Genomic DNA, 14,597 nt, shown 5'->3' on the forward strand with positions numbered 1-14,597 from the left:
GTAGGGAGCAGATATGTAGGAACAGGAGGAAATGTCATGGAAAACAAAAAGGAAGCAAGAGAAATGCAATATAAGTTATCGGTAAAATTGCTGGATATTATGGTGAGTAGTGGCTTTTTACTGCCAGAGGAATATGAAAAAATTGATGCACTAAACCGGGAAACATTTTCTCCGGAGTTGGCTGAAGTATATGCGTAAAAACACTAGCTATCTATGAAAAGGTGTGGTAATGTGTGTTGCTAACAGGAGAAGCATCTTCTGAGAAAGGAGAAGCATATGGAAAAGAAGACAGTAAAAAAGGTAATAAAAATTGAGTCTGTTAGCACCGTTTCAAACATGGAAAAGCCACTTGTGAAACGAGTATGCGCCTATTGCCGAGTCAGTACCGGATCGGCAGAGCAAATCAGCTCCTTTGAGTCTCAGGTGGAATATTATGAGCGGCTCATTAAGGAAAAGGACAGCTGGGTATGTGTCGGTATTTATGCTGATCAGGCGCGAAGCGGTACGAAAACCAGAGGACGGGATCAATTCAGACAGATGATGCAGGACTGCAGATTAGGCAAAATCGACCTGATCCTTACGAAGTCGGTCACCCGCTTCGCCAGAAATACCGTAGACAGTATCAAGGCGATTCGGGAGCTGAAGCGTTTAGGCATCGAGATCTACTTCGAAAAGGAGAGGATTAGCACCCTGTCTGAGAAAAGCGAACAGCTGCTGACAATCCTAAGCTCCATAGCACAGGGTGAAGCCGAGAGTATCTCGACCAATTCCAGATGGTCCGTTCAATATCGTTTTCAGAATGGAACCTTTATCATCAGCTCCCCTGCTTATGGGTATATAAACGATGAGAATGGAGAGCTTATCATCCAGCCGGAAGAAGCCAAAATTGTCCGTGGGATTTTTGATCAGTACCTTGGTGGAAAAGGCTCCTACGCCATAGCGAGGGAACTGCGGAAAGCGGGGATTCCTACTATACGAGGATCGAAGGGCTGGCAGGACGGTGTGGTCAAGGAGATATTGCAGAACCCAGTGTATGCAGGTGACCTGCTCTTCCAAAAAACCTACACGACTGAGGGAGTACCCTTTACCAAGAAGCATAATCGCGGTGAGATGCCGCAGGTTATGATTACGGATAACCATGAACCCATTATCAGCAGAGAAGAAGAACAGGCGGTTCGAGAGCTATACGCATACCGCAGACAGAAGCAATGTGTGGAGAATGTCGAGGTCTACCAGAATCGATACGCATTCAGCAGTCGGATTATCTGCGGAGAATGCGGCTCCATATTTAGGAGGCAGAAGATATACATCGGAAAGCCTTACGAAAAAGTACAATGGTGCTGTCATCAGCATATTGAGGATATCTCGAAATGCAGTCAGAAATCAATTCGGGAAGATTGCATCCAGCAAACATTCATAACCCTGTGGAACAAGCTGGCCAGTAACTATGAAGATATCCTTTATCCCCTTCTGGCGATATTAAAAGCGGTGCCGGACGATCCAGAGCAGGTACAGGAATTGCTGGAGCTGGAGAATAAAATACGGGAATTAAAACAGCAGAGCCATATGTTGCAAAAAGTCCTTACGGGCGGCGACATTGGCTCTGTTGTTTTTATAGAGAAACGAAGTCTTATAGACACGGAGCTGGAAAAGGCATACCGCCGACAGCAGCTTCTCAAGGAGCAAAAATTATTTGATGAGCAAATCAGCCAGACAGAGTATCTGATGTCTGTTTTCAGAAACCGCCCTGCCATACTAGACGATTATGACGAGGAGCTCTTCCGAATGATGATTGAAACGGTGACAGCTTACCCCGGACAGCGGTTAGTCTTCAAACTGAAGAACGGACTGGAGCTTGAAGAAACCTACGGAAAGGAGCTGTAAGCAGATGCAGCGACATATGCCTCTTGGATACCGGATCGTAGATGGTAAGGCTGATATCGTACCGGAAGCCGCTCAAATAGTGAAAGCTGTTTTTCAGGCATATTTGGGCGGAACCTCTACCTATCAGATTGCAAAGGACTTAACGAAACAAGGAATCTTAAATGCCAGTCACAAGCCCTCTTGGAACCACGGTTCGGTAGGAAAAATATTGGAAAATAGAAAATACACTGGAGATGAGTTTTATCCGCCGCTAATCAAAAGCGAACTTTTCGAGCAGGTACAAAGCCGTAGACAGGAAACAGTAAAAAGCCTTGGCAGACACGTACAACCAAACAGCTTCCGGAACCAAACACAATTCAGCGGAACACTGTACTGCGGTATCTGCGGACAGCCTTACCGGAGATATGTGGAACACTGCAATCAACCCAGTGAGAATGTGAAATGGAAGTGCAAGCATTATATCAAGTCCAATCGGGTATCCTGCCAAAACATCTTTCTGAATGATGAACAAATCAAAAATGCTTTTATGGATGTCATCAACCAAATCATAGCGACACCAGCTATGCTGGAACAAAGGCACCCGATAAAAACACCTGCTCCCTGCCCTGTCGGAGAAAAGCTGACCCGACAAATAAAGGAGACTCTCAATGCTGGTCAGTATAAGGTAAACGAAATAAAAGAGCTTGCTTTTACAAGAGCTGCCGCACAATATCGGGTGTCGGTTATCGATGACAGCGCTTACCGGACAGACCAGATAAAGGCCGCTATTTTAGGTAAAGAAAAACAGATGGATTTTGATGAAAGACTTTTTCAGCAGGTAATCCGTAAAATCACAGTAAACCCGGATGGCAGACTCCGGTTTGAACTGCTTAACGGTCTGCTTCTTGATAAGAACATCGAAGAAAATTAGCGAGTAGGAGGAAAACATAGATGCAAGCAGTAAAGAAGAACATCTCGATTATCCCTGCAACACGAGGATACGACAGAACTATTCGTCCACAAATGAAAGCCCTGCGGGTTGCGGCTTACTGCCGCGTCAGCACCCTGCAGGAACAGCAGGAAACCAGCTACGAAGCACAGGTAAACTACTACACAGAAAAAATCGAGAATAATCCTAGCTGGAAGCTGGCAGGAATTTATGCGGATGACGGAAAAAGCGCAACCTCAACGAAAAACAGAAGTAACTTCCAAGCAATGATTGAGGACTGCATGGCAGGTAAAATCGATATGGTCATCACCAAATCCATTAGCCGCTTCGCCCGAAACACCGTAGATTCACTGATGAACATTCGAAAGCTAAAGGAAAAAAACATCGCGGTCTTCTTTGAGAAAGAGGGCATCAATACGCTGGAGGGCAGCGGTGAACTTCTGGTTACCATCTTAAGTAGCCAGGCACAGGAGGAAAGCCGGAATATCAGCGAGAACTGCCATTGGGGAATCGTTCGAAAATTTGAAAGCGGTAAGGTGATTGTCAACCATAGCAAGTTTTTAGGCTACACGAAGAATAAAGACGGAAATCTTGTCATCATACCAGAGGAAGCAGATCTGGTGCGCAGGATTTTTCGCCTTTTTTTAGAGGGAAACAGTAGTTATAAAATTAAAAGGATACTGGAAGCCGATGGTATTCTCACAGTTACCGGAAAGACTGTATGGCAGGCAACGGTCATTGACAAAATGCTTAGCAACGAAAAATATATGGGTGATGCCCTGATGCAGAAAACCTATACAGTGGATTTTCTGACGAAGAAAAAGGTGATAAATAAAAGTATCGTACCGCAGTACTACATAGAAGATAATCATGAAGCGATTATCCCAAAGGAGTTGTACCACCGAGTACAGGAGGAAAAGGCACGTAGAGGTGCAATCTACCGACCTGCATCTAAAAAAGTGGATGCACCTCCCATCAAGGGAAAGTACAGCGCAAAATACGTGCTGTCCGACATCATGGTATGCGCAGAATGTGGTCAACCCTACCGCAGGCAGGTATGGTCTAAGTACGGCATGAAAAAAGCTGTGTGGCGCTGTGACAACCGCCTCAAGCACGGTTCCAAGAGGTGCAAGCATTCCCCCACCCTGAAAGAAGACAGCCTTCATGAAGCCATTATGACCGCAATTAATAACGTGGTAGAGGATCAGGGAGAATTTGTGCAGGCATTCCGAGAAAATGTAATCCGCATCATCGGAAGTTACTCAGCACAGGCAGAGCCTACGGAATACGATGAGCATATCGAACAGCTTCAACAGGGAATGATGAAACTTATCGAGGAAAGCGCCAAAACCGAGTGTGCAGATGATACATTCGATAAAGAATACCGCATTATCGCAGATGAAATCAAGGAGCTAAGGAAGAAAAAAGCAAAGGTGCTTCAAGAACGACATCTGGCAGAATCCTATGAACAGCGTCTGCAGGAGATGAGCGGCTACACGAAAAAAATCAGCTACTTAAAACGAGAATTCGACGATGACCTTGTCCGCAGACTGCTTCAAGCAATCCGGGTTATTAGTGAGAGCAAAATAGAAATTCAATTTCAATCGGGCATCGTTATCCGACAGGATGTCCTATGTGATGATTAAATGACGGCAGGAGCCGAAAGACCAGCGGTTCCTGCCGGTATATAAAGTGCTGGTAAGAATAAAATCCTCAGACAGTGGGCTGAGGATTTTATTGTTGGCAGTACCAATATGGTCTGCTGCAAGCAGGAACGGGTTTATAGAAATGTAAAAAGTGTATAATAAAAAAAGAAATTAACTTCAAACTATTATGTTGAACAGCTTATATTTATGAGGTAAAAGGTTAATTCCTTTGTAGTAGAATCTGATAAGAAGGCAAAAAAACAATAAGCATGGTTCAAATAATCTATCTGGATAGGTAGATCGGGAGAGGCAGGTGATAATAATGACAATACAGCAGATTATGCATTGTATTATCTTAGAGACAAATATGGTAATCAATTTTTAATACAATACCGTATGTGCTTGTCCCAAAAGCTACGCATACCGCAGAAATCCCCCTCAACTCCCACTTTTTTATTTGTAGATAAGCGTAATAAAACATAATAACCCCCCAATTTTATTATGTGTTTAATTAGGACTTGTTTTGATTGATACACGTTTCAAAAGAATCAATGCTATGAAAAAAAGAATAATCTGTAATGCTGTTACAGCAACCCATACCCCCGTTACGCCTAACAGCTTCGGTAAAAGCAATACACATATCGGGAGAACAATCAATGCTTCACCATATACCATGAACGAGGCGTTCCTAACTTCCTTTATAGCGTAAAAGTAAGCTGATGTTGACCTTGAAAACGCATTGAACAAAAGTGAAATGGCACATACGGGAAGTGCATAGAGTAAAATTTCCGTTGTTTCTTTAGAAACGCCAAATAACACTGGAATAGTATTGTTGAATGCAATAATACCTAGCGTTATGACAGCGCCTGTAGCAATAGAGGTAAAGTATGTCCATCTTTTTACTTGTTTAACTGCTATATTATTATTTGCACCATAATGGAAGCTGATTAGTGGCTGACTGCCATCACCAACGCCTTGCAGTAGAAGTTGTCCGACAGATAGTACATAGGAAATAACTGCATATGCCGCAACCGCACTTGTACCACCATAAGATAAAGCCTGCCAGTTCATTAAAACTATGGTAAGCGGAACAAGTAAATATAGCGCAAATGGTGATATACCTACTTTGATGATACTCTGTACAATTTTGGAATCCAAGAAATAGCTTGCTGTAGGTACTCGATTCTCTTTTCGAAATAAAATAAAAAGTGTAGGAATCAAAGCAATACTTTGACCGACCAGTGTAGCTAATGCCGCACCGACAACACCGTACCCCAAGACAATGACAAAGACACCACTTAGGACTGTATCAAATACAAAGTTCATTAGCATAAAAACCATTGCCAACCATGATTTGTTTTGATTGCGTAATAGAGGCATAATACCTACACCAAGCACTTGTAAAATGCTACCTAGACCTAATATCCGAACATAGTCATATGCAAGCTCTAATATCTGCCCATTTGCTCCCAAAACCTTAAGAATAGGCTTTGCGCAAAGTGGAAGAAAGATAGTAAGAATTGCCGAAAAAATTAGCAACAGCGTAATTGTATTACCAAGTGCTTTATCAGCTTTTTCTTTTTCGGTAGCTCCCATATAATTTGAAAGGTTTATTGCTCCACCCATGCCGATACCAGTTCCAATTGCTAAAATAATTGCGGTGAGAGGCCATGCCATGTTGATACTGGCAAGGCCAATATCTCCTACCGATTGACCGATAAAAAGACCATCAATGCTAACATATATTCCGCTAAACAGATATGCAATCATAGAGGGCACTACATACTTTATAAATTCTTTTTTCATAAATTCTCCTATGCTTTTAGTCTAGTATTTTTTTCTATGCACCCATCACCTCCCATAAGGGCTGTCATTTCCTCAATACGTTCCAGTGGAAAAGGGGGCTGGGTCAATGGTTTCATTGCAATAGACATAAGTTTCATTGGGTTATCATCTGCTGCAACGCCATTTGAGTGGAAACATCCGCATTGTCTGCAACGATGGATAATTGCCCATTCTCCATTTTTTCGTACCCAAACACCTACAGGCTCCATAATGCCACCGCAGTCTGATGAACGATCACCGGGTTCATCATCTACGCGGTGGTCACTGCCTGCGCCATTTGCTATAACTGGTCGTCCGCATAGTTTACAAGTAAAACTATCGTCGCAAGCATGAGTTTTATAGTAACCTTTTTCGTATTGTTTCCTTTTGTTTTCTCGATTCATAAATTGTACTCCCTTAGAGTTGGATAGTGACTACAGTAGCGTTTCTAATTGTCGCTTTAAGGAGTCACGAAATTTTTCTGTTAGCCGCAAATATTCCTGTTGCTCATTTGCCGTCCACTCATCAAATATTTTGTTTTCGATATCAAATAAAAATTGAGACTTTTCAGCAGCAAATGTTTTTCCTTTTTCGGTTAGGCATACAATGGTATTTCTCCCTATTCCCTGTTCAAGATATACAATCTCATCATTTTCTAATTTTCGAATTGCAGAATTGATTGTCTGCCTACTGATACCAGACTGTTTGTAAATATCACTCTGTAAGCACCGCTCACCACTATTGTAAAGCACATACAAAATATTTTGTACACTGTCAGAAATGTTCATTCGAACAGCAGCTTCATGATATAGAGCATTGACTTCACCAGATAAACATCTCAGCAGATAATTATTTTGTTTTAATTTTGACTGGTCCATAATTCACCTCTCCTTGCCTTATGTACGATTTCGTACATAATATATTATATCCGATTTCGTACATAAGTCAAGTTTTTCTTTTACCATACATCCGGTAGGTTATGGGAAGAAATGTACAATCTTAATTTTAAATTCTAATAGAGGATAACCATGAAGTGATTATCCCAAAGGAGTTGTACCACTGGGTACAGGAGGAAAGGCACACAGACGTGGATTTACTTGCCACTAAAAAAGTGGATGTCCCACCTGTCAAGGGAAAGTATAGTGCCAAATATGTGCTATCCGATATCATGGTATGCACAGAATGCGGTCAGCCATACCGCAGACAGGATGGTCCAAGTACGGTATAAAAAAGCTGTGTGGCGCTGTGACAACCGCCTCAAGCACGGTTCCAAGAGGTGCAAAAATTCCCCACCCTGAAAGAAGACAGCCTTCATGAATCCATTATGACCGCAATTAATAACGTGGTAGAGGATCAAGGAGAATTGTGCAGGCATTCCGAGAAAAATGTAATCTGAATCATCGGAAGCTACTCAGCACAGGCAGAGCCTACAGAGTATGATGAGCAAATCAAACGGCTTCAGCAGGAATTGATGAAACTCATTGAGGACAGCGCTAAAGCCGAGTGTGCAGATGATACATTTGATGCGCAATACCGCATCATCGCAAATGAAATCAAGGAGCTAAGGAAGAAAAAGCAAAGGTGCTTCAAGAACGACACATGGCAGAATCCTATGAACATCTTTTACAGGAGATGAGTAGCTACACAAAAAAATCAACTACTTAAAACGGGAGTTTAATGATGACCTTGTCCGCAGACTGATTCAAACAATCCGGGTTATCAGCGAGTGCAAAATAGAAATTCAATTTCAATCGGGCATCGTTATACGGCAGGATGTCCTGTGTGATGATTAAATGACGGCAGGAGCTGAAGAACCAGCGGTTCCTGCCAGTATGTAAAGTGCTGCCAACAATAAAATCCTCAGACAGTGAGCTGAGGGTTTTATTGTTGGCAGTGCTGTTCTATCGTACCTTGACATCATATCGGAACACCGATATAATGGAAACAGGTGATGAAAATGACAATACAACAGCTTATGCAGGACATGAATATGTCCCGATATCGTTTATCAAAAATCAGCGGGATTCCATGGGCGACTCTCGCAGACATATATTCGGGAAAAACACATCTCGATCGATGCGGAGCAGGAACGCTTTCCAAGTTATCCAAGGCCCTTGGTCTTTCCATTGAGGGACTGCTGGAACTGGAATCTGAACCTACAGAAATCGCACCGGATGGTAAGCCCAATAATAAAAAATATTTAGAAACTGGATTATCCAGCAGCATTCAAAAGGCGATCAAGGATTATTTGCAAGGTGAAAAAGAGCAGGTTCTGCATCTTGATTGTCTGTCAGATGAATTATATGGAGCCATTAACGCCGACCTTTGGTCTGGCTTAATTACCGAGGAACAGGCTGGCTATCTGCGTGAAAAATATCTTGGACTAGTTGGAAAGGAGGATGGAATACATGATTGATTTTACATCCTGTGAAGTGAATAAATTCAGAGCCTACGGCGGGGCAAACGGGAACAAAATTAATATACTCTATGAAGACAGTAGTTATATGCTAAAATTTCCTCCGGTGCCCAGCCGCAATAAAGCAATGAGCTATACCAATGGATGCATTAGCGAATATATCGCTTGCCACATCTTTGCTTCTCTTGGGTTTAAAACACAGGAAACCTTGTTGGGAACCTATACCGATTCGCGAGGAAAAGAAAAGATAGTGGTAGCTTGCAAGGATTTCACCGAAGGCGGTAAAAGGCTTCTTGAGTTTGCTCACTTAAAAAATACCTGTATCAACAGCGAACAAAACGGATATGGAAAAGAGCTGTCTTCTATTCCCCAGGCAATTGACGAACAGACACTTCTGCCCCCGGATCAGCTTCGGGATTTCTTTTGGGGTATGTTTATTGCGGATGCACTGCTTGGCAATTTCGACAGGCATAATGGAAATTGGGGTATTCTTGTTAATGAGCAGTCTAAGGTGGTAGAAATTGCTCCTGTTTATGACTGTGGCTCCTGCCTCTATCCACAGTTGGCTGCCAATGATATGGAAGCTGTTCTGAGTAGTGAAGATGAGATTAACAAGCGTGTCTATACTTTTCCAGCTTCATCTATAGAGGAAAACGGAAAGAAAATATCCTACTTTGATTTCATATCTTCTCTGAAAAATGCGGATTGTACAGAGGCATTGAAAAGAATTTCTGCACGGATAGATATAGATCAAATTAGGGGACTTATTGAGGAAACACCAACTCTTCTTCCAGTGCAAAAGGAATTTTATATGGTGATGATTTCAGAACGAAAGACAAAGATCCTGGATTATAGCATGGAGCAGATCATGAAATTTGAGAGACAGGAATCCGAGCAAGATGAAGACCTAGGACAACAGTTTTCAGTGTAAGTGAAATGGTTTATAAAGCCAAAATGCAATTGTATATGACAAATTTAAGGTTAGGATACGTTGAGTAGTGAAGGAATAAACTTAAGAAGATATTCAATGAATATGGTGTGTACAAAAATCTTGAATAATGGCTTGAACTAGTGCAATTAAATACAAAGGCCATATTGGATAATGACAAATGACAGGGTAGCTCTACACCATATGTTGGAGGGGAAAACATGACACCGGAGAATCAAATAGAAAAGACATTCATTGACATTTTAACTATGAGAGAAAATCAGTGGACGTATCGTGGTGATATAAAAACGGAAGCTGCTCTTTGGAATAATCTGCGCGGACATATCAACAGGATTAATCTTGCGGCATTAGAAGGTATGTTGCTTACTGACACCGAGTTTGAGCAAATAAAAAATGAGTTTATGCGATTGACTCAAACACCCTTTTTAGCTGCAGTATGGTTAAGAGGGGAAAATGGTATTGCTCAAATCCCTATTGAACGAGAAGATATTTCCAAAGGCAAGATTACGCTTACGCTTTTTAGTAATAAGGATATTGCCGGAGGTATATCCAGTTATGAGGTCGTAAGCCAAATTGTGCCGGTAACGGAAGGCAGAACAACGCGTGGAGATGTTACACTACTTATAAACGGATTGCCCATAATACATATAGAATTAAAAAATGAGGTTGCCAAAGACGGATACTGGCAGGCGTTCAAACAGATTGAACGTTATGCGCAGTCAGGTTTTTTTAATGGCTTGTTTGCTACCGTGCAGATTTTTATAATCAGTAATAAAGTTTCCACAAGATACTTTGCCCGTCCAAGTACAAACAACAAATTTGACTCTGCCAAAAAATTCTTATTTAACTGGCGGGAGCAGGATAATACTCCAGTAGAGGATTTATACGACTTTACGCGTAAGGTCCTCAGCATACCGATGGCTCATGAGCTTATTAGCCGATTTACTATTTTAGTAGATGATAAAAAGAGTCAAAAGTTTATGATGGTGCTGCGTCCATATCAGATACATGCAATAAAGAAAATTATGCAACAGGCCTATAGTCATAAAGGTGGTTTTGTCTGGCATGCCACCGGTTCAGGAAAAACCATAACCAGTTTTGTTGCTACCAAGTTGCTTGCTCAATCAGCAGTTTCTGTTTCTCGGACGGTGATGATTGTTGACCGTAGAGATTTAGACAGCCAGACCAAAGATGAGTTTTCGAAATTTGCTTCTGAATACAATACTGGGCTTTCCACGGGAGATGCCAAAGATAACACGCTTATTGTAGGTATCAATAATCGCCGTGAACTGGTGGATAATTTTTTGAGTAAAAAGAACAGCAATACCATTATTGTTACAACAATCCAGAAGTTGAGTCACGCAATACGTGATTGTGCGGAAGCAGAGATAAACAAGTTTGAAAAACTTAAGGGTGAGCACATTGTGTTTATTGTAGATGAGTGTCATCGCGCGGTTTCTGATAAGGAAATGAAAGCAATCAAGAAGTTTTTTCCAAAATCCAGCTGGATGGGCCTCACTGGTACCCCGATTTTTGAGGAGAATAAAAAACAAGAAAATGGCACTTATGCTCGCACTACATTCGATCAATATGGTGAACTTCTTCATGCCTATACTACTAAAAACGCAATGGACGATAAATCTGTGTTGGATTTTCAGGTAGAGTATCATTCACTTATGAGTGAGGAGGAAGAAACCCGGTTGTATCTAAGTAAACTCAGCAAAAAATATCCGGACGAAAATCCACAGACAAAACTAGCCGCTACCACCGACGCTATAGATAAAGAGGCGCTTTTAGAGACCTCAGACTATGAGAATGATATCTATATCGAAGCCATGCTAAAAAAAATATTCCGTCATCAGTCTATTTTGGAAAAATTCAGGGTCATAGATGGAATCCCAACGATGAGTGCTATTCTTACAACTCATTCCATAGCTCAGGCTAAACGGATATACCATAAACTGCTTGTACTTAAAAAAACAGGAGCACTTATCATGGGTAATCCTCTGGATGAGCGCAGACGACTGAATGATCCTGATTTCCCGCGTGTGGCAATTACCTATTCGGTTGCTGAAAACCAAGAAGGAATGATTGATTCAAACAATGAAATAATTGAAATAATGGAACAGTACAATGCAATGTTTGGTACGAATTATACAGATATAGATTTATTTAATCAAAATATTAATAAACGCCTTGCAAGAAAAGAAGCTCAATATCAGAAAGATGGACAGTGGCTGGATTTTGTAATTGTTGTGGACAGACTCTTGACAGGATTTGACGCACCTACTATTCAAACACTTTATGTGGATAGAGAATTGCGTTATCAAAAATTACTGCAAGCATTTTCACGCACAAATCGGACATATCCTGGCAAAAATATCGGAATGATCGTTACATTTCGCAAACCAAAAACAATGGCGGCGAATGTCAGAGATGCGATAAAATTATTTTCAAACGAGGACAGGGACTGGGAAAATCTTGTGCCCAAGCAGTATGCGGAGGTTAAACAAAGCTTCAAGGTCGCTTACAAAAATTTTGTGGAAGCTCATAAAGAATTGACTAAAGACCCACAAAATATCAAAAAGCAACTCAGCGCCATTAAAACTTTTCAAACTTTGAGCAAGCTTGAAGAAGCCATAAAAAGCTATGAAGAATATGAGGATGAGTTTGATAAGCTATGTAATATCACTCAAACAATTACGGACGAAGTAGGAAATATTGAAAATCTGAAGGCTGAAGTTAAAGAAACACTAGCTGAGCAAAATGTGGGTGATGAGGAAATCAAAGAATTGTTTGAAATAGAATTTTCCTCAGAACAACGAGCATCTTTTGAAGAAAAAATTGACAGTTATTACATAGCTCAACTTCTCAGAGATATACAGAAAGAGGATAATAAACAGAGGTTTGATGAGATAATCCAAAATAAACCCAAAATTGTTAAAGAAGCGTATGACCAAATAATGAACTCACTTTCGAACGAAACGGAGATTGTAGACAAAGTTGCGCTTTATTTCAAGAAACTGATTCGTAAGATTATTGCGGAAACCGCCATTGTTCTTAAGGTTTCAGAGGATGACTTGTTGGTTAGTTTTCATGAATACCGTAACGATAAGGCTGAGGTTCCGTATATCAATGTGATTATTGACAAATCTTCCATAACACGAGAAGAATTTGAACCGCTGTTTCACAAAAAGTTTAGAGAGCGCCGCCGAACGATAGAGGCTTATTGGAAAGCAACTATTGAAGATAAACTACTTCCCCTAAGAGAAGAACTTTCGAATTTGGCCGTTGAATTTAAGAAAGTGGAGGAACCCCAATTATGAGTGAACTTAACAACCAACTATGGGCAAGTGCCGATATATTGCGCGGAAAAATGGATGCCAGTGAATATAAAAATTATTTGCTAGGGCTGATTTTCTATAAATATTTATCGGATCAAGAATTGCGCGCTGTTTATGAAGAAGAACATGGCAAGGTCTCTGAGTATCCGAGCAGACAAGACCAGCTCGCCGGACTTTTGGACTGGTATAAAGAAGATGCAGTGGATGTCAAAGATATAATTTCTAAAAAGTTGGGTTATTTTATTGCTCCCGATTATCTTTTCTATACACTCCGAAAGAAGGCTGACGAATATGAACTTCAAATTTCCGACCTCCAAAATGCATTTATAGAACTCGGGCGGCAGGGCGATCATTTTACGGGATTATTTGATGATATCGACTTAACCTCCACAAAACTGGGAGCGAACGCTCAACAACGGAATGTAACCATCACTGAAGTAATTAAGGTACTTGATGAAATCTCTCTTTTTGGTCACGATGGAGATGTCATAGGAGATGCTTATGAGTATTTGATTGGCCAGTTTGCTGCAGGAGCAGGAAAAAAGGCAGGAGAATTTTACACGCCGCAATCAGTAAGTAAGATTATCTCCGAAATTGTTTCAATAGGGCAGGAAGAAGTTACACCGTTTCATATTTATGACCCGGCAATGGGCTCGGGTTCCCTCATGCTCAATATACGTCAGTTTGTAAAAAATCCGTGGAAGGTACATTATCACGGGCAGGAATTGAATACAACTACTTATAATTTGGCGCGAATGAACTTGATTTTGCACAATGTGGAGCAGTCACAGATGCAGCTTAGAAACGCTGACACGCTTGATGAGGATTGGCCATCTGACGAGCCATACCTTTTTAATGCCGTTGTTATGAATCCTCCGTATTCGGCAAATTGGAGTGCGGATGACAAATTTTTAAGTGATCCTCGCTTTGAGCGATACGGAAAACTGGCACCCAAGTCCAAAGCCGATTTTTCCTTTTTGCTTCATGGATTTTATCATTTAAATGAGAACGGAACAATGGGAATCGTTCTGCCCCATGGTGTATTATTCAGAGGTGCATCAGAAGGCGTGATTAGAAAGACGTTACTCGAAATGGGTGCTATTGATGCAGTTATAGGGCTTCCTGCCAATATTTTTTATGGTACAAGTATTCCTACTACTGTACTTATCTTGAAGAAAAACCGAGGCACACGAGATGTTCTGTTTATAGATGCTTCAAAGGATTTTGAGAAACAAAAGAATCAAAATAGCTTACGTAACGAAGATATACGAAAAATTGTAGATGCTTATAAAAAGCGTGAAAGCATACCCAAATATGCGCATTTGGCGGAGTATGATGAGATTGAACGCAATGAATTTAATCTCAATATTCCACGCTATGTGGATACTTTTGAGGAAGAACCGCAGATTGATATTATTGAGCTCAGCAACGAAATGGTTGATTTAAATTTACAAATAAAACAAAAGGAAACTGAGTTTTTAGGCTTGCTTGATAAACTTGCCATAACGGATGAAACAAGAGAATTAATTGAAGCCACAAAGCTGATTTTTGCGTAGGAGGAACAAAGGATGAGTAACAACATACCTGAAATTAGATTTAAAGGCTT

At 41.0% G+C, this 14,597-nt stretch carries 12 protein-coding genes; 9 read left to right on the forward strand and 3 right to left on the reverse strand.

Features of this window, described 5'->3' with window-relative positions; all coding sequences use genetic code 11:
- The first annotated feature begins 36 nt into the window (after positions 1-36).
- From ACYVD3_RS14460 to ACYVD3_RS14475, 4 genes are all read left to right on the forward strand, one after another.
- Positions 37-198 carry an SHOCT domain-containing protein gene (locus ACYVD3_RS14460; RefSeq protein WP_460643185.1) on the forward strand — a complete coding sequence of 54 codons (162 nt, stop codon included), beginning with the start codon at positions 37-39 and terminating at the stop codon, positions 196-198.
- 78 nt (positions 199-276) lie between these two features.
- Positions 277-1,884: a recombinase family protein gene (locus tag ACYVD3_RS14465; RefSeq protein ID WP_460643186.1), complete on the forward strand. Its 1,608-nt coding sequence runs from the start codon at positions 277-279 to the stop codon at positions 1,882-1,884.
- A gap of 4 nt (positions 1,885-1,888) precedes the next feature.
- The gene (locus ACYVD3_RS14470) at positions 1,889-2,794 is read left to right on the forward strand and encodes a recombinase family protein (protein WP_460643187.1); all 906 of its coding nucleotides are present in this window, start codon (positions 1,889-1,891) and stop codon (positions 2,792-2,794) included.
- A gap of 20 nt (positions 2,795-2,814) precedes the next feature.
- Positions 2,815-4,458, forward strand: coding sequence for a recombinase family protein (locus tag ACYVD3_RS14475; protein ID WP_460643188.1), 1,644 nt, complete (start codon positions 2,815-2,817; stop codon positions 4,456-4,458).
- A 507-nt stretch (positions 4,459-4,965) separates the two neighbouring features.
- On the opposite strand, the gene ACYVD3_RS14480 is transcribed toward ACYVD3_RS14475, so the two are convergent.
- The 3 genes from ACYVD3_RS14480 to ACYVD3_RS14490 are packed head-to-tail and all read right to left on the reverse strand — an operon-like array spanning position 4,966 to position 7,160.
- Positions 4,966-6,264: an MATE family efflux transporter gene (locus ACYVD3_RS14480; RefSeq protein WP_460643189.1), complete on the reverse strand. Its 1,299-nt coding sequence runs from the start codon at positions 6,262-6,264 to the stop codon at positions 4,966-4,968.
- An 8-nt stretch (positions 6,265-6,272) separates the two neighbouring features.
- A complete protein-coding gene (locus ACYVD3_RS14485; RefSeq protein WP_460643190.1) occupies positions 6,273-6,686 on the reverse strand; it encodes an RNHCP domain-containing protein in 414 nt (137 codons plus the stop codon).
- Between the two features lie 30 nt (positions 6,687-6,716).
- Positions 6,717-7,160: a MarR family winged helix-turn-helix transcriptional regulator gene (locus ACYVD3_RS14490; RefSeq protein ID WP_460643191.1), complete on the reverse strand. Its 444-nt coding sequence runs from the start codon at positions 7,158-7,160 to the stop codon at positions 6,717-6,719.
- Positions 7,161-7,753: 593 nt separating this feature from the next.
- Between ACYVD3_RS14490 and ACYVD3_RS14495 the strand changes: the two genes are divergently transcribed.
- The 5 genes from ACYVD3_RS14495 (at position 7,754) to ACYVD3_RS14515 (ending at position 14,547) form a co-directional block, all read left to right on the forward strand.
- Complete coding sequence (locus tag ACYVD3_RS14495) at positions 7,754-7,918, forward strand: hypothetical protein (RefSeq protein WP_460643192.1); 165 nt, start codon at positions 7,754-7,756, stop codon at positions 7,916-7,918.
- Positions 7,919-8,239: 321 nt separating this feature from the next.
- Positions 8,240-8,698: a helix-turn-helix domain-containing protein gene (locus ACYVD3_RS14500; protein ID WP_460643193.1), complete on the forward strand. Its 459-nt coding sequence runs from the start codon at positions 8,240-8,242 to the stop codon at positions 8,696-8,698.
- Positions 8,691-9,629 carry a HipA domain-containing protein gene (locus tag ACYVD3_RS14505; RefSeq protein WP_460643194.1) on the forward strand — a complete coding sequence of 313 codons (939 nt, stop codon included), beginning with the start codon at positions 8,691-8,693 and terminating at the stop codon, positions 9,627-9,629. The genes ACYVD3_RS14500 and ACYVD3_RS14505 overlap by 8 nt, the downstream gene beginning before the upstream one ends.
- Before the next feature lie 218 nt (positions 9,630-9,847).
- The gene (locus ACYVD3_RS14510; protein ID WP_460643195.1) at positions 9,848-12,973 is read left to right on the forward strand and encodes a type I restriction endonuclease subunit R; all 3,126 of its coding nucleotides are present in this window, start codon (positions 9,848-9,850) and stop codon (positions 12,971-12,973) included.
- Positions 12,970-14,547 carry a type I restriction-modification system subunit M gene (locus tag ACYVD3_RS14515; protein WP_460643196.1) on the forward strand — a complete coding sequence of 526 codons (1,578 nt, stop codon included), beginning with the start codon at positions 12,970-12,972 and terminating at the stop codon, positions 14,545-14,547. Before ACYVD3_RS14510 ends, ACYVD3_RS14515 begins: the two co-directional genes overlap by 4 nt.
- The last annotated feature ends 50 nt before the right edge of the window (positions 14,548-14,597 follow it).

This window comes from Lacrimispora brassicae, from assembly GCF_054772055.1.